The 15,362-nt window shown below is 73.6% G+C and carries 15 protein-coding genes and 1 pseudogene; 7 read left to right on the top strand and 9 right to left on the bottom strand.

All coding sequences use genetic code 11. The features are described from left to right. Nucleotides 1-171: 171 nt before the first annotated feature. The gene (locus tag ACFVX9_RS24755; protein ID WP_380337805.1) at nt 172-819 is read right to left on the bottom strand and encodes an FMN-dependent NADH-azoreductase; all 648 of its coding nucleotides are present in this window, start codon (nt 817-819) and stop codon (nt 172-174) included. Nucleotides 820-920: 101 nt separating this feature from the next. On the opposite strand from ACFVX9_RS24755, the gene ACFVX9_RS24750 reads away from it, so the two are divergent. From ACFVX9_RS24750 to ACFVX9_RS24740, 3 genes are all read left to right on the top strand, one after another. Beyond that, nucleotides 921-1,328: a winged helix-turn-helix transcriptional regulator gene (locus ACFVX9_RS24750; protein ID WP_387983507.1), complete on the top strand. Its 408-nt coding sequence runs from the start codon at nt 921-923 to the stop codon at nt 1,326-1,328. Nucleotides 1,329-1,772: 444 nt separating this feature from the next. Beyond that, complete coding sequence (locus ACFVX9_RS24745; protein WP_387983505.1) at nt 1,773-2,981, top strand: cytochrome P450; 1,209 nt, start codon at nt 1,773-1,775, stop codon at nt 2,979-2,981. After that, nucleotides 2,978-3,208 carry a ferredoxin gene (locus ACFVX9_RS24740; protein WP_387983504.1) on the top strand — a complete coding sequence of 77 codons (231 nt, stop codon included), beginning with the start codon at nt 2,978-2,980 and terminating at the stop codon, nt 3,206-3,208. Before ACFVX9_RS24745 ends, ACFVX9_RS24740 begins: the two co-directional genes overlap by 4 nt. A 65-nt stretch (nt 3,209-3,273) precedes the next feature. Here ACFVX9_RS24740 and ACFVX9_RS24735 read toward each other — a convergent pair whose 3' ends face one another. The 5 genes and pseudogenes from ACFVX9_RS24735 to ACFVX9_RS24715 form a co-directional block, all read right to left on the bottom strand. Next, complete coding sequence (locus tag ACFVX9_RS24735; RefSeq protein WP_380373474.1) at nt 3,274-3,888, bottom strand: TetR/AcrR family transcriptional regulator; 615 nt, start codon at nt 3,886-3,888, stop codon at nt 3,274-3,276. Nucleotides 3,889-4,016: 128 nt separating this feature from the next. Then, nucleotides 4,017-5,645, bottom strand: a complete 1,629-nt coding sequence (locus tag ACFVX9_RS24730) for a thiamine pyrophosphate-binding protein (RefSeq protein ID WP_387983503.1) — start codon at nt 5,643-5,645, stop codon at nt 4,017-4,019. A 131-nt stretch (nt 5,646-5,776) separates the two neighbouring features. Then, nucleotides 5,777-6,754 (bottom strand): annotated as a pseudogene (speB, locus tag ACFVX9_RS24725) (agmatinase); the annotation flags it as partial. A 97-nt stretch (nt 6,755-6,851) separates the two neighbouring features. Then, a complete protein-coding gene (locus ACFVX9_RS24720; protein WP_387983501.1) occupies nt 6,852-7,649 on the bottom strand; it encodes a class II aldolase/adducin family protein in 798 nt (265 codons plus the stop codon). A gap of 11 nt (nt 7,650-7,660) precedes the next feature. Next, on the bottom strand, nt 7,661-9,145 hold the full coding sequence (locus ACFVX9_RS24715; RefSeq protein WP_387983499.1) for a sodium:solute symporter: 1,485 nt from the start codon (nt 9,143-9,145) through the stop codon (nt 7,661-7,663). Nucleotides 9,146-9,411: 266 nt separating this feature from the next. On the opposite strand from ACFVX9_RS24715, the gene ACFVX9_RS24710 reads away from it, so the two are divergent. After that, a complete protein-coding gene (locus ACFVX9_RS24710) occupies nt 9,412-10,974 on the top strand; it encodes a PucR family transcriptional regulator (protein ID WP_387983498.1) in 1,563 nt (520 codons plus the stop codon). Nucleotides 10,975-11,245: 271 nt separating this feature from the next. Here the strand turns inward: ACFVX9_RS24710 and ACFVX9_RS24705 are convergent, their stop codons facing one another. Next, nucleotides 11,246-11,884: a TetR/AcrR family transcriptional regulator gene (locus ACFVX9_RS24705; protein ID WP_387983496.1), complete on the bottom strand. Its 639-nt coding sequence runs from the start codon at nt 11,882-11,884 to the stop codon at nt 11,246-11,248. A 64-nt stretch (nt 11,885-11,948) separates the two neighbouring features. Here ACFVX9_RS24705 and ACFVX9_RS24700 point away from each other — a divergent pair, with 64 nt between their 5' ends. Beyond that, nucleotides 11,949-12,467: a GNAT family N-acetyltransferase gene (locus tag ACFVX9_RS24700; RefSeq protein WP_380337828.1), complete on the top strand. Its 519-nt coding sequence runs from the start codon at nt 11,949-11,951 to the stop codon at nt 12,465-12,467. A gap of 151 nt (nt 12,468-12,618) precedes the next feature. Here the strand turns inward: ACFVX9_RS24700 and ACFVX9_RS24695 are convergent, their stop codons facing one another. After that, a complete protein-coding gene (locus ACFVX9_RS24695) occupies nt 12,619-13,197 on the bottom strand; it encodes a hypothetical protein (RefSeq protein WP_387983494.1) in 579 nt (192 codons plus the stop codon). Nucleotides 13,198-13,348: 151 nt separating this feature from the next. On the opposite strand from ACFVX9_RS24695, the gene ACFVX9_RS24690 reads away from it, so the two are divergent. Continuing rightward, the gene (locus tag ACFVX9_RS24690) at nt 13,349-14,020 is read left to right on the top strand and encodes a hypothetical protein (RefSeq protein ID WP_387983493.1); all 672 of its coding nucleotides are present in this window, start codon (nt 13,349-13,351) and stop codon (nt 14,018-14,020) included. A gap of 289 nt (nt 14,021-14,309) precedes the next feature. Here ACFVX9_RS24690 and ACFVX9_RS24685 read toward each other — a convergent pair whose 3' ends face one another. Next, nucleotides 14,310-14,795 (bottom strand): MarR family winged helix-turn-helix transcriptional regulator, encoded by a 486-nt coding sequence (locus ACFVX9_RS24685; protein ID WP_387983491.1) that lies wholly within the window; start codon nt 14,793-14,795, stop codon nt 14,310-14,312. Nucleotides 14,796-15,085: 290 nt separating this feature from the next. Here ACFVX9_RS24685 and ACFVX9_RS24680 point away from each other — a divergent pair. Further along, nucleotides 15,086-15,362: MFS transporter (locus ACFVX9_RS24680; protein ID WP_387983489.1), on the top strand; the 277-nt coding region annotated here is incomplete at its 3' end.

Genomic DNA, 15,362 nt, shown 5'->3' with positions numbered 1-15,362 from the left:
CCCTTCTGTTTCCGCGGGGGGGGGGGGGGGGGGGGTGGGGGTTGGGTGTTTCTTGGCGGGGGGGGGGTGGGGGGGGGCCGCCCCTCCCCCCCCCCCGCGACGACAGCAGCGGCGGTGGTGCGGGGCCGGGTTCGGTCCGCGCCGTGCCGGTGTGCGGTCCGCAGGTGCTGGTCAGGCGGAGAGGCCGGCGGCGAGGGCCTTGGCCTTGGCAGCGGCCTGCTCGTGGGCCTGGGCGCGGGAGGCGTCCGACAGGTCGACCAGGTCGGCCATCGCGGGGACGGTGCGGGCCAGGGTCAGTTCGGGCGTGATGACGTCGACCTTGAGGCCGAGCAGGCCGGTCAGCGCCTTCTCCAGGTAGTTGGCCGCGAACTCGAAGTCCTCGCGCGGGGTGCCGGGCGCGTAGGAGCCGCCGCGGCTGGCGACGACGGTGACGGGCTTGCCCGCCACGGAGGAGTTCTCACCGCCGGTGCGGCCCATGATGATCACGTGGTCCAGCCATGCCTTGAGGCTGGAGGGGATCGTGAAGTTGTACATGGGGGCGCCGATGAGCACCGCGTCCGCGTTCTCCAGCTCCGCGGCCAGCTCGGTGCGCAGGGCGAAAGCGGCCTTCTGCTCGTCCGTGTGGTCGGCCGGGTCGGCGAAGGCGGCCGTGATGCCGGCAGCGGTGAGGTGCGGCAGCGGCTCGGCCGCGAGGTCGCGGTAGACGACCGTGCCCTCGGGGTGCTGCTCCTCCCATGCCTTGCGGAAGGTGGCCGTGACCTCGCGGGAGGCGGAGCCGTGGGGCAGGGCGGAGGAGTCGAGGTGCAGCAGGGTGGCCATGGAGGGCTCCAGAGTTAGGGGCGGAGGTTTCTTACGTAGCTAGTAATAACATAGCTACTTACTTTTCTAAAGCTACGTAGGTCGAGGGCTACCCTGGTGGCATGGCGAATCACGGCGAGCAGGCATGCAGGAAGGCCGACGAGGGCATTGCGCGCGTCTTCCAGCTCTTCGGCAAGCGGTGGACGGGCCTGATCGTCGTCACCCTGATCCCGGGGCCCGTGTACTTCGCCGATCTTCGGCGGGCCATCCCGGGCATCAGCGAGCGCATGCTCTCGGAGCGGCTCACCGAACTCGGCGAGGCCGGCCTGATCCTGCGAGAGGTGGACGCCGGCCCTCCGCTGAGGGTCTCCTACCGGCTGACCGAAGCGGGCAACGCGTTGGAGCCCGCGTTGGCCGAGCTGGGGCGGTGGGCGGCCGCGCACCTGAACGGCGGTGCACCCTGCTCCGGTGGGCCGGAGCGGCTCCCGCTCGACGTGGCCGGCGCGGCCGGCGGTGCGTCGGCGGGGTGACCGCCGGGCCGGTCGCGGGGCCGGCGGCGGAGCGGCTCCACCGCGTGCCGCACCAAGGACGGCGAGTCCCGCGGCGGCGTGCACGCCGGGTGGTTCCACCGGCGGATGCGGCCGGTGAGCGGGATGCGGGTGCGGAGGGCGCCGGTCTGCGCGCCCAGGTCGCTGCTTCAGGAACGTCGCCGAACCGGAATCAAGGCCCCCGTCGTCGCCGATTTCCGTTCGATTCTCCCGAGGGCCGGGCCCGCTCCAGCACCGAACGGGCCGATCTCGCCCAGTGGCTGACTGTGCGTGCCGACGGTGTTACGCTCCCGAGAGAAGAGAGAGCTGACTCTCACTTGTTGGCCGGGGACGCCGTTCGTCCGCCCTGGCCTGGACGTGCAGGAGAGGGCGGTTCTGCCAAGCGTTCGCTGCTCTTGTGGCCTTTGGCCGGTGAGGAGACCCATCATGACCGCCCCCGCACCGCAGTTACCCTTCGAGCGCCCCGACGCCCTGGACCTGGCGCCGCTGTTCGCGCGTCTGCGCGAGGAAGGTCCGATCACGCGGGTGACGACACCCGCCGGTGACCCGGCCTGGCTGGTGACCCGCTACGAGGAGGCCCGGGAGGTTCTGGGCGACACCCGCTTCTCCCGGCTGCGCCCCGATTCCGAGGGCGCGCCGAGGATCTCGGAGTCGGCGCTGCACACGCGCCCCGCCCCCACGCCCGAGGAGGAGGACCGCGAGCACACGCGGATGCGGCGGATGCTGGCGCCCGCGTTCAGCGCGCCGCGGATGCGCCGGCTGGGCGAGCGGATCGGGCAGCTCGCCGCATCCTGCCTGGACGCGATGGAGGAGGAGCGCGCGCGGGATCCGGAACGCGCCGTCAACCTGCACGACCACCTGTCGTTCCCGTTGCCGGTGATGGTGATCTGCGAGCTGCTGGGTGTGCCGGTCGCGGACCGGGGCCTGCTGCGCGGCTGGTCGGAGCGGATCGCCGCGCTGTACGGCGGGGCCGACGGCGCCGCGGCCATGGCCGAGTTCGAGGCGTACGTGGCCGGCATCGCCGAGGAGAAGCGGAAGCAGCCGGGGCAGGACGTGATCAGCGACATCCTGGCCGTGCAGGCGCAGGACCCCTCGTTCACCGAGGGGGAGATGACCCGGCTGGCGGTGGGGCTGCTGTTCGCCGGCCACGAGACGACGTCGGCCCGGATCGACCTGGGAGTCCTGTTCCTGCTGAGCGACACCGGCCGGCGGGACCGCTTCGCCGCCGACCCGGAGGCGCTGGCCCGCGCCACCGTGGAGGAGGTCCTGCGGATGGCCTCGCCCGGTGGCCTGGGCCTGACCCGCTACGCCCGCGAGGACGTCACCGTCGCGGGGACCGCGATCGCGCGGGGCGAGGCGGTGCTGGTGGCGATCAACGCCGCGAACCGGGACGGGCGGGTGTTCGAGGAGCCGGACACCTTCGACCCGTCGCGTTCCCCCAACGCGCACCTGGCCTTCGGGCACGGCGGCCACTACTGCATCGGCAACGTGCTGGCACGCACCGAGATGCAGATCGCGCTGACCGCGCTGTTCCGGCGCTTCCCCGACCTGCGGCTGGCGGTGGACGCGCGGAGCCTGCGCGACCACGACGAGCGGCTGGCGGGCGGCCTCAGCGAGGTCCCGGTCCTGTGGTGAGCGGGGAGCACCCGCGCGAGCGGCCGGTCGCACGGGTGGAGGCGGACACCTCGCGGTGCGTGTCGTCGGGGCAGTGCGCGGTGACCGCGCCGCTGGTGTTCGACCAGGACGAGGCCGGGCAGGTCGTCGTGCTCGCCGCCGAGCCCGGCGCACGGGCGGCGGAACTGGCCCGCCAGGCGGCCGCCATGTGCCCGGCCTCGGCGATCCGGGTGCATCCGGCGCGCTGATCCGGTGCGCTAGCGGCCGGTGGTGCCGGCCGCCCCCGCGAGGACGGCCGGCACCCGCCTCGGCGTCAGGGCGTGCGGGTGTGCAGTGCGGGGGCGGGGCAGGGCAGCGGGCGGGCCCCGGCGGGGGTGAGGCCGTCGAGGACGAGGGACAGGTACCGGCGCCAGCCGTCCTCGCGGGGTTCCATCGTCCACAGCACCGAGACCAGCATGACGACGACGCGGTGCAGGTCGTCGGGTACGAGGTCGGCGCGGATCACACCTGCGCGCTGGCCGCGCGCCAGGAGAGCGTCGAGGGCGGTGAAGAACTCCTGCCCGGTCGCCGGGGTCAGGACGCCGGCGGAGCGGGCGGCGGCCAGCACGTTGTAGTCGCCGGCCACCGATTCCAGCGCCGCTTCCAGTACGCGGGCCAGTCCGGAGGCGGGGTCGGGGTCGTGGGCGGCAGCCTGGATGACGGGGCGGACGTTCTCGCCGAAGCGCTCGTCCAGTACGGCCCGCAGCAGCGCGGCCTTGTCGGGGAAGCGGCGGAAGAGCGTGGCGGCCCCGACGCCGGCCCGGCGTGCCACGTCGTCGAGGAGGGCGTCGGGGCCTTGTTCGGTGAAGACCTCCCGGGCAGCCCGGATGATCTTTTCCGCGTTGCGGGCGGCGTCGGCGCGCAGCAGCCGGGGGGAGTCGAGGGCCATTGCGGCAGCCTATCCAAGGGCCGGCGGAACGGCGTCGGACGGTCCGGGGGCGTGGTGGTGTGGGGCAGATGGGGGGAGTGCGCCGGGCGGCGGGGACGCGGGCCGGGCCGTCGCGCTCCCTCCGTGGTTCAGCCGTCCAGGTGGGTGGGCGCGAACATCCGCAGCAGGGCGGGCAGGACCAGCACGTTGGGGCCCGGGGCGGCGAGTGCGGCGGCCAGGTCCCGTGCGAGGTCGTCGGGTGTGGTCATGGCGGCCGGGACGCCGAAGGACTCGGCCAGACGGACGAAGTCCGGGCGGGCCAGTTCGGTGGCGGTGGCCTCGCCGAAGGCGCCCGTCATGTACTCGCGCAGGATGCCGTAACCGCCGTCGTCGATGATCAACCAGGTTACGTTGAGGCCGAGTTGGCGGGCGGTGGCGAGTTCGGCGAGCGAGTACATCGCGCCGCCGTCGCCGGAGACGGCGAGGACCGGGCGGCCGTCCGTGGCCACGGCGGCGCCCAGTGCGGAGGGGTAGCCGTAGCCGAGGCCGCCGGCGCCCTGGGCGGAGTGCATCGCTCCGGGGCGGCGGGCGTCGAAGGCGGACCAGGCCCAGTAGCCGAGGATCGTCATGTCGAAGAAGACCGGCGAGTCGTCCGGTAGCGCGTGGCGAACGGATGCCAGCAAGTCCTGTTCGAGTTCCAGCCCCTGGCCGTCGATCCGCTCCTGGACGCGCTTGAGCAGTTCGGCGGTCACCGCCTCGGCCCGGCCGTCCGGTACGGCGGCCGGCACCGAGTCGGAGAGGGCGGCCAGGGCGAGGCGGGCGTCGGCGTGGATGCCGAAGGCCGGGTGGTTGGCCTCCAGCTTGCCCGCGTCGGCCTCGATCTGGATGATCCGGCCGCGCGGCGCCATGGTGTGGTAGTTGCTGGACAGTTCGCCCAGGCCGGAGCCGACGACGAGCAGGACGTCGGCGTCCTCCAGCAGATCGGTGGTGTGGCGGTCCTCCAGCCAGGAGCGCAGCGACAGCGGGTGCTCCCAGGGGAAGGCCCCCTTGGCGCCGAAGGTGCAGGCCACCGGGGCCCGCAACAGCTCGGCCAGCCGCAGCAGTTCGTCACTGGCTGACGCCCGGACCACACCGCCTCCGGCCAGGATCACCGGGCGTTCGGCCTCGGCCAGCAGCACCGCGGCCTCGGCGATCAGCTCCGGGCGGGGGACCGGTGGCCGGGGTTCGGCGCGCAGCCCGGTGACCGGCGGTACGGTCACCGGCGCGAGCAGGACGTCCTGCGGGATCTCCACCCACACCGGCCCGTACGGCGCGCTCAGCGCCGACTCCCAGGCGGCGGCCAGCGCGGAGGGGATCTGCGCTGGGGTCCGGGCGGTGTGCACGGACTTCACCACGTCGCGGAAGCTGGCCTGCTGGTCGACGAGTTCGTGCAGATAGCCGCGCCGTCGCCCACCCAGTCCGGCCGAGGGGATCTGGCTGGAGACGGCGAGCACCGGCACCGAGGCGGCGGCGGCCTCCTGGAGCGCGGCCAGCGAGGTGAGCGCGCCGGGCCCGGTGGACAGGAACAGCGGGGCCACCGTCCCGGCGGTGCGGGCGTAGCCGTCGGCGGCGAAGCCGGCGTTGTTCTCCACCCGCAACCCCACGTACCGCAGGTCGGAGCGGCGCAGCGCGTCGAACAGGCCGAGGGCGTGCTGGCCGGGCAGGCCGAAGACGCAGCGGGCGCCGAGCGTGGCGAGCGACTCGACCACCAGGTCGCCGCCGTTGCGGAGGTGTGTCATGCGCGCACCTCGCCGGTGGCGTCGTGGGACTCCGTGCGGGCGTCTGTACGGGCGCCGGCGCGGCCGTCCGGTTGTCCGTCCGGTTGTCCGTCGGTGCGGTCGCCCGCGCCGGCTCGCGGGCCTGGCTCCGTCCGTTCGCTCGCGATCTGGCGGGCCATCAACGTCGTCAGCTCGTAGGCGGTGTGCGAGGCGGCCACCGCGGTGATCTCTGCGTGGTCGTACGCGGGCGCGACCTCGACCACGTCGGCGGAGACCAGGTGGCAGCCGCTCAGGCCGCGCAGGATCTCCAGCAGTTCGCGCGAGGTGAGTCCGCCGGCCTCGGGGGTGCCGGTGCCGGGGGCGTGCGCCGGGTCGAGCACGTCGATGTCGATGGAGATGTACAGGGGGCGGTCGCCGACCCGCTCGCGCAGCTGCTGGGCGACCTCGTCCACGCCGCGCCGCAGGACGTCGGCGGAGGTGACGATGCCGAAGCCGAGCTTCTCGTCGTCGGTGAGGTCCTGCTTGCCGTAGAGCGGCCCGCGGGTGCCGACGTGGGAGAGGGCGGAGGTGTCCAGGATTCCCTCCTCGACGGCCCGGCGGAACGGTGTGCCGTGGGTGTACTCGGCGCCGAAGTAGGTGTCCCAGGTGTCCAGGTGGGCGTCGAAGTGCAGCAGCGCGACCGGCCCGTGCCGGCGGGCCACGGCGCGCAGCAGCGGGAGTGCGATGGTGTGGTCGCCGCCGAGGGTCATCAGCCGGGCGCCGGTGTCCAGCAGTTCGCCGGCGGCCGCCTCGACGGTGTCGACCGCCTCGTGGATGTCGAACGGGTTGGCGGCGATGTCCCCGGCGTCGGCGACCTGGGCGAGCGCGAACGGCGAGGCGCCCTGGGCCGGGTTGTAGGGGCGCAGCAGCCGGCTGGCCTCGCGGATCGCGTTGCCGCCGAAGCGGGCGCCGGGCCGGTAGGAGACGCCGGTGTCGAAGGGCACGCCGACGACCGCGACGTCCGCGCGCGGGACCTGGTCGATCCGGGGCAGGCGGGCGAAGGTGGCGGGCCCGGCGTAGCGCGGTACCCGGGAGGAGTCGGTGGGGCCGAGGGGGCTGTGGGGGGCGTGGGGGCCGGGGGCGGTGCTCATGGCTGCTCCTGTCGGGCGGGGCGGGGCGGCGTCGGGGCGAAGTCGGGGAGTCGGCGTGGAGGTGTCGGCGGGCGGGCGTTGCGCCGGGTCGACAGGGTCAGTTCGCGTGGTCGGGGGCGATCCGGTCGGCGAGGCGCAGGAGGGCCGCCCAGGCCAGCTCGGCGGCCCAGTCGTCCTGGAGGTCGGAGCCGTGCTCCTGGCCGGTCAGCTGGCGGGCGGTGAGCTCGGCGGTCTCGCGGGACGGCAGGACGAGCGGGCCGCCGCCGGCCTGGGCGGCGATCTGGATCTCGCAGGCCTTGTCCAGGTAGTACATCCGCAGGAAGGCCTCGCCCGGTGTGCGGCCGACGGTCAGCAGGCCGTGGTTGCGCAGGATCAGCGCCGGGTGCCCGCCGAGGTCGGTGACCAGTCGCTCCTGTTCGGCGAGGTTGAGCGCGACGCCCTCGTAGTCGTGGTAGCCGACCCGGTCGTGGAACTCCATCGAGATCTGGTTGAGGGGCAGCAGCCCGTCCCGCTGGGCGGCGACCGCGCAGCCCGCCCGGGTGTGCGTGTGCAGCACGCAGTGGGCGTCCTGGCGGGCCGCGTGGACGGCGCTGTGGATCACGAAGCCCGCCGGGTTGACCAGATGGGGGGTCGGCTCCACCGGGTTCCCGGCCAGGTCGATCTTGACCAGGTCGGAGGCGGTGATCTCCTCGAACAGCAGGCCGTACGGGTTGATCAGGAAGTGCTGCTCGGGGCCGGGGACGCGGACCGAGATGTGGGTGAAGATCAGGTCGGTCATCCGGAAGTGGGCGACCAGCCGGTACACGGCGGCGAGTTCGCGGCGCAGCCGGGCCTCGTCCGGTGCGGTCGGTGCCGTTGGTCCGGGCGGGACGGTCGGTGCGGCGGGCAGGCCCATGAGGCTTCCTCTCAGAGTGCGGCGGCCGGGGCGGTGGCGGCGGGAGCGGCCGGGGTCTCGGCCTGCCCGGCGAGCCGGCCGCGCCAGTGCTCCAGCACGGTGGCGTCGGTCGGGCGGGTGGCCAGGCTGACGGCCAGGTAGGCGACCAGGCTCACGGCGAGGCCGAAGTAGATCGGCTCGTTGGCGAGGACACCCTTGGCGGCCATCAGCGCGATCACGGTGCCGCCGCCCGCGACCATCGCGGCGAGCGCGCCCGGCAGGTTGCCGCGCCGCCAGACCAGCCCACCCAGGATCGGCACCAGCAGACCGCCGACCAACAGGTTGTACGCGACGGTGAGCGCCGAGATCACGTCGTCCAGGACGCAGGCGACGCCGATCGACAGCACGCCGAGGGCCACGATCGCCAGCCGGTTGGACCGCACCTCGTCATGGTCCGTGGCCGCGGTGCCGGGCCCTCCCTGGCCGACGAGCGTGCGTACCCGGGCCCAGATGTCGTTGTTGGCCACGGTGGCGGAGGCGATCAGCGCGCCGCTCGCGGTCGACATCATCGCGGACAGCGCCGCCGCCAGGACCAGGCCGCGCACCCCGGCCGGCAGTGTGCTCTTCACGATGGTCGCGAACGCGCTGTCAGGGCTGGCCAGTTGGGGGTAGAGCGCCTTGGTGGCCATCCCGATCACCGCGCCGGCGACGGCGTACGCCAGGCAGTAGGCGCCGGCCACCGTGCCGCCGTACGTGGCCACCCGGTCGGTGCGGGCGGTGAACACCCGCTGCCAGATGTCCTGGCCGATCAGCATGCCGAAGGTGTAGATCAGCACGTAGGTGAAGATGGTGTCGCCGCCGATCGAGCCGAACGAGAAGTAGCCGGACGGCAGTTCGGCCTTCAACCGGGCGAGGCCGCCGGCCTTCACGACGGCGACCGGCAGCAGCAGGAACAGGACCCCGATGCTCTTCACCACGAACTGCACCATGTCGGTGAGGGTGATCGACCACATGCCTCCGAGCGCGGAGTAGCCGACCACGATGGTGCCGCCGATCACCACGGCCGCCCAGCGGGGCACGTCGAACAGCACGTCGAAGACGCTGGCGTAGGCGATCGTCGAAGTCACCGCCAGCATCAGGGTGTAGACCCACATGACCACGCCGGAGATCACGCTCGCCGCCCCGCCGTAGCGCAGCGACAGCATCTCGGCCACGGTGTACACCCGCAGCCGGGCGATCCGGGCGGAGAAGAGGATGCTCAGCGCCAGCAGGCCGAGCCCGATGGCGAACACCATCCAGGCGCCCGACAGGCCGTAGGAGTAGCCGAGCCGCACGCCGCCGATGGTGGACGCGCCGCCGAGCACGACGGCGGCCATCGTCCCCGTGTACAGCACCGGGCCCAGACGGCGGCCCGCGACGAGGAAGTCCGCCTTCGAGGAGGCGCGCCGCTTGCCCCACCAGCCGACGCCGACGATGCCCAACAGGTAGCCGATCATCACGACGTAATCGAGGGTCATGGGGGGTCCTCCGATCCGGCCGGACGCGCTGGGGGAGCGGGCCGGGCCAGGGCTGTGGGTGGGGGAGCAGGCTGGGCGACGGGCGGGGCAGCGGGCGGGACTGGCGGGGCGCACAGGAAAGGCGGGGAACTGGGGGCGAGCCGGGGGTGCCCGAGGGAAAACGCCGTGCGCTGAACCTAAACCGCCCCACCTGGCCTGCAGAAGTATCGGATTCATCCAATATCGTGGGGTCAGATGTGCAAAACCTCCGACGAAAGGCCGCCGGCGTGCCCGACCCAGCCCCCGCTCCCGCCTCCGGCAGCCCCGCCGTCCCGCTGACCGCCCTGCTCGCCGACCCCGTGCTCGGACTGCGCCGGATCGCCGGACCGGCCGACGACCGGCTGATCGGCACCGTCGGCACCACCGAGGTCGAGAACCCCGGCCCCTACCTGCTCGGCGGCGAACTGCTGCTCACCGCCGGAGTCCGCCTCCCGAAGGACGCCGAGGGCATCGACGCCTACGTGCGCTGCGTCGTCGAAGCGGGCGCCGCCGCACTCGGCTTCGGCGTCGCACCGGTCTACGACGAGGTGCCGGCCGACCTGGTCGCCGCCTGCGACCGGCACGGCCTGCCCCTGCTGCGGGTGCCCGACGGCACCCCGTTCGTCGCCGTCGGCCGGGCCGCCTACTCGGCGATGGCCGAAGCCGCCCACCGCGGCCTGCGGCAGATCTCCGAAGCCCAGTCCGCACTCGCCTCCGCGGCCGCCCGCCCCGACGCGCTGCGCGCGGTCGTCCAGCAACTCGCCGTGCACCTGGGCGGTTGGACGGCACTGCTGGACGGGCGCGGCGTCGAACTGTTCAGCGCCGGAGCGCGCCCGCCCGTGCCGGTCCTGGCCGAACTGCGCGCCCTCGCGGAACGGACCACCGCGCGCGCCGCAGGCCGCGCCCAGCCGCCGACCGCCGCCGCCCAGCACCATGCCGGGCGGCACCTGACCGTGCGGACCCTGCCCGGCTCGGACGGTTCCGGCGGCCCGCTCACGCTCGTCACCGCCGCCGAGGAACCGCCGACCGCCGTCCACCGGTCCGTGGCCGGGGTGGCCGTGGTGCTGCTCTCGCTGCTCACCAGCCCGCGGCACGCGCTCGGTACGGACGCCCGCAGCGCGGGAGCCCTGGTGCGGCTCCTGCTCGGCGCCGCACCGGAGGAGGCGGCGGCCGCCCTGCTGCCGCCCGACGGCGCCTGGGTGGTCGTGCACGGCCGGCTGACCGGCCGGGCGGGCGGCGGCGGGGAGGCCGTCCAACTCGCCGCCCTCGGCACCGCCCTCGGCACACCGCACCTGCACCTGGACGGGACCTGGCTGCGGGCGCTGCTGCCCGGCTCGGCGGCTCCGGACCGGGTCGTGGACACCGAATCCGCCGCCCGGCTCGGCTGGACGCTCGGCGTCAGCGCGACCGCCCCCACGGCGGAGCTGAGGATTGCCGACGCCCAGGCCGACCGGGCCCTGCGTCACGCGCTGGCCACCGGTGCCGCCGCCGTCCACCACCGCGAGGCCGTCGGGCCGAGCGTCCACACCCTGGTCGCCCCCGAGGACGCCGCCGCCCTCGCCCGCAGCACCTTCGCCCCGCTGACCGCCGCGGGCACCCCCGGGCCGGCCGTGCTCCGGGAGAACCTGCGCACCTGGCTCGCCCTGCACGGCAGCTGGGACCGCACCGCGGCGGCGCTCCAGCTCCACCGAAACACCGTGCGCCAACGCATCGCCCGGGTCGGCGAGTTGCTCGCCGTCGACCTCGGCGACGCGGAGGTCCGGATGGAGCTCTGGTTCGCCCTGCGCTGGCTCCCGCCCGGCGCGAACTGACCACGGGCCGCCGGCGCCGTCCGGCGGCGAGACGTGCGTGCGGGCCCGGTCAACGGCGGGCCAACACGGCGACCTCCCAGCCGAAGCCCACCACCAGCCGGCCATCCGGCGCCACGGCCACCGTGCGGACCGGCAGCGGGAACACCAGTTCCGGCCCGACCTGCTGGCCCGTGGTCAGATCCCCGCCTGCACATGGGCAGCACACCGCCAGGACGCGAGCGCCGGCACACGAACACGAAGCGTCACGTTGGCGCAGGCCCCCTGCCGGGCGTCAGCCGAGGGTGGTGTCGAGGAAGGCGTGCCAGGCGGCGTGGACGCGGGCGGCGTGCTTCCCGCCACCCTCGTTGCCGTCCCCGTCCCCGTCCCCGTCCCCGTCCCTGCTCCCGCTCCCGCCGCCCCCGCCGCCGTCGGCGAGGAGGTCCAGCAGCAGGCCGCGAAGGACGGCCAGCACCACGGTGGGATTCGCGCCGGTGCCGTCCAGGACGCGTTCCAGGGGCGGCAGCCACTCGTCCAGCGAGGCGGTGCCGAAGTCCAGCCAGGGCCCGGAGCCGCCGAAGGCACGGACGTACCCCTCGAAGAACAGGCGTAGCGCGCCCCGGTGCTCGGGCTTCGTCAGCCACTCCCAGAGCAGTTCGAGGGTCTCGCGGGCGTCGCCGCCCTCGGCCTCGCAGCGCTCCAGCAGCGCGAGTTGCTCGGCCCGACCGACCGCCAGGACCTCCCGGACCAACTGCTCCTTCGACCCGAACAGGTACAGCAGCACCCGCGGGCTGGAGCCGATCTCGGCCGCCAGCGGGCGCAGCGAGAGGTCGGACACGTTGTGCTCGGCGACGTAGCGGACGGTCGCGGCGAGGATCTCCTCGCGGCGCCGCGACGGGCGGGAGGGCGCATCGGCGGGGGTGGGGGTGGACACGTGGTCTATCGTTCCACTGAAACGACTGTTTCAGTGGAAGTGTCCTCCTGGAAGGGATGCCAGCATGGCCGCCACCGCACCCGGATCCGCGACCGTCCGCGAGGCCGTCCGCCCCGGAGACCTCGGCACCGTCGCCGCCCTGCACGGTGTCCTCTACGCCCGCGAGTACGGCACGGACGAGACCATGGAGGCCTATGTCGCCGCCGGGATGGCCGAGTTGGTCCTCGCCCGGGCCCGCGAGGGCGGTGCGGCGCCCGGTCGTCTGTGGGTCGCCGAGCTCGACGGCCGCGTGGTCGGCGCCGCCGGCCTCGTCCGGGCGGACGAGCGTCCGGGCTGGGGCCAGCTGCGGTGGGTGCTCCTCGACCCGGTCGCCCGGGGCCGGGGCCTGGGCGGCCGGCTGCTGGACACCGCCTTGGACGAGGCCCGCGCCCGTTCGTACGAGGGCGTGCTGCTCTGGACCATCGCGGGCCTCGACGCCGCCCACCACCTGTACGCGAAGGCCGGTTTCGAGCTCACCGTCTCCCGTTCCGCCCGCAAGTTCGGCCTGGACACGGTCGAGCAGCGGATGGACCTGCGGCTCTGAGCGGGCGTCTGCCGTAGGCGACTTCCGCCCTTCCGCCCACAGAACAACGCGCCGATCGCCTCGAAACGCCGAAGTCAGGAATCCCGAGTCCGTCTCGGGGTGGTGTGCGTGCCGGGTGCGGTCACGGCAGCGTCCGGCCGCACCCGGCCTGTCAGTGCTGTTGGGCGGCGATGACCACGAAGCTCACCACCGCGATGACGATTCCGGCGAGGACCCCGACGACGGTGGGGGAGATGCGGTCGCGCAGGCTCCGTGCGGGCCGGATCCGCGTGTCCTGGTGGGTGCTGAGCTCCCACCAGTTGAGGACCCGCTGGACGTCCACGTCGAAGTCGGGCCTCGGGTAGGTGGAGCTGTCCTGGAGGCCGGGCAGCGAGCGCCGCCGGCCGCCCGCGAGGAATATCCGGGCCGCGCGCGAGTTCCCGTATTGGCGGTTCTTGGTCTCGCGGACGTCGACCCACCTGATGTCCTGCCAGGCGTGGGTGCGGCCGCGCCCGAGGCCCCAGCAGATGGTGACCCCGTCGGCCCCCACCCGGCTCCAACTCCGTTGGACCATCAGCGCCAAGGGGGCGACGATCACGATGGTTGCGCCCGCCATCCAGCAGGTGGCCACGACGCCGAGGCGGTAGGCGCCGAACGCCACCTGGATGACCAGTAGGGCACCGAGTAGCGCGAGACGCGTGTACTTCGCGTGTCCGTACAGGTCCTTCCCGCGAAAGATCAATTCGTTCACGGCTCGCACACTACGTCCCGACGCCCCCCACGTGAAGTGGCTTTCGGGGACGGCTGCGCGAAACGGGCGTCCCGGCGGTCGACGGCTGGGGCCGGAGGCGTCAACAGGACCGGCGGACAGGGGCGGTGAGGGCGAGTGCTGGCGTCGGGCCATGATCGTGCGGGGGGATGACGGAGCGGCACGGCAGGTTCTTCGCCGGCACCGGCAGAGCGTGTTGCTGGGTGCCGGCTATCTGATCGCGGCGGGGATCGAGCTCATCGGTGTGGCCCTCTCCGGGAAGCCGTATCTGGTGGTCAGCGTGATCGTCGCGGTCATGCTGCCGATCCTGTGCGGCGGCTATCTGACGGTGCGTAACAGCGGCGCGGCCACTCGGATGGCCGAGGCGTCGGGTCGGCCTGTGGCGCCGGGTACCGCGTGGGGCGCGATGACCTTCGTGCTCGTGATGCTGGCGCTGTGCGGCTCTGCGACGGTGGTCCGCCAGGTGCGCGACAACGTGGCGATGGACACCCGGACGACGGCCACCGTCACCAGCTGCAACGAACTGAGCAGGAACCCGCACTGCGGGGGCCACTGGACGGTCGACGGCCGCACCTACTCGGGGAACCGGCTGGCAGGAATGGTGGCGCTCGGCACGGTGGTCGAGGTCCGGTACGCGCCCGGGGACCCGACCCGGGCGGTGCCCGCCGACGAGTCGGTCACCCCGGTGTCCATCGCGGGCGGCATCGTGATCGTCTGCTGCCTGATCGGCCTGGTGCCGACGGGGCTGGGCGAATGGCGGGCCGGACGCGTGATGCTGACCGAGGCCCGTCAGCAGGCCCTGTGAAGCGACCGCACCACGACCTGCCGGCGGGCGAGCCGTCGGCGGGGCCGGGCCGTCGAAGCGGCCCTCACCTGCGGGGATGAGGCACGCACGCTCACGGCAGAACGCCGGTGTTCGGCGAGGCGCCGGCCCTCGTCGGACAAGCGGCGCACCGCTGAGGGCGAAGCGGCACCTGTACGCGGGACGCGGGAGCGCGGCAGGAGGCGTAGGGGCGTAGCGGACGCGCCCGAGCGGAAGTAGTCAGCACGAAGCCCCGGCACCGTCTTGGCGAGGTTCCGGGGCTTCGTCGTGCTCAGCGCGTGGCGGCGGGCTCCGGGAGCCGTCGCGACGTGTTCATCTCCTCGACGGTGGCGACCAGCGGGGCCAGCTCGGGGTTCTTGGCGGCCTCGTCCAGCGCCTCCCGGAGGGCGGACTCGTTGGTCGGCCTGGCCGCTTCCAGGAGCTCCAGGCCGGGCCCGGTCACGTCGGTGTAGATGCCGCGGCGGTCGGTCGCGCAGAGGTAGCGCGAGAGCAGGCCGCGGTCCTCCAGCCGGGTGACGAGGCGGGTGGTGGCGCTCTGGCTGAGCACCACCGCGTCGGCGACCTGCTTCATCTGCAGGTGCCCGCCCTCGCCGTCGTGCTGGCGGCTGAGCACGTCGAGCAGCGAGTACTCGCGCACGCTCAGGTCGTGCTGGGCCTGGAGGGTGCGCTCGATGTGCGCCTCGATCCGGCCGGCCAGGAGATAGAGGGCGGCCCAGCCGTTGGCGAGGGCGGTCAGCGCGGGGTCCGTGGCGGTCATCGGCGTGGCTCCTTCCGGGTGCGACGCCCTCAAGGATAAGCCCTTGCATAAAATATCGGCCAGCGCACATATCCCGCCCATGCAAGCATTGCTCTCCGCGGCGCCGGGATGCCCGACCAGCCCGGGTGGGGCCGGGATCGGCGCGATCCCGGCCCCGTCCGCGCCGCATGTTTGCCGCTATCGCCCACCGCCAGCGACAGGTGAATGCCCGCACTTGCACTTAGCCCGCGCGTGCAACTATTGTTTGAGCACGTAAGGCGCAACAGCAATCGTATGGAAGGCAGCACACCATGCCTCTCGCGCTCCTGGCCCTGGCCATCGGGGCTTTCGGGATCGGTACGACCGAGTTCGTGGTCATGGGCCTGCTGCCCGAGATCGCCGGCGACTACGGAGTGTCCATCCCCTCCGCCGGGCTCCTGGTCACCGGTTACGCGATCGGCGTCGTCATCGGCGCCCCGCTGATGACGGTGCTCGGCACCCGGATCGGCCGCAAGACGATGCTCATGATCCTCATGGGCCTGTTCGTGGCGGGGAACCTGCTCTCCGCCGTGGCGCCGACCATGGGAG

The sequence above is a fragment of the Kitasatospora sp. NPDC058243 genome, from assembly GCF_042882025.1.
GTDB lineage: Bacteria > Actinomycetota > Actinomycetes > Streptomycetales > Streptomycetaceae > Kitasatospora.
Note: the sequence above shows the minus strand (reverse complement) of the source record. Positions and strands in the feature narration are given on the sequence as shown.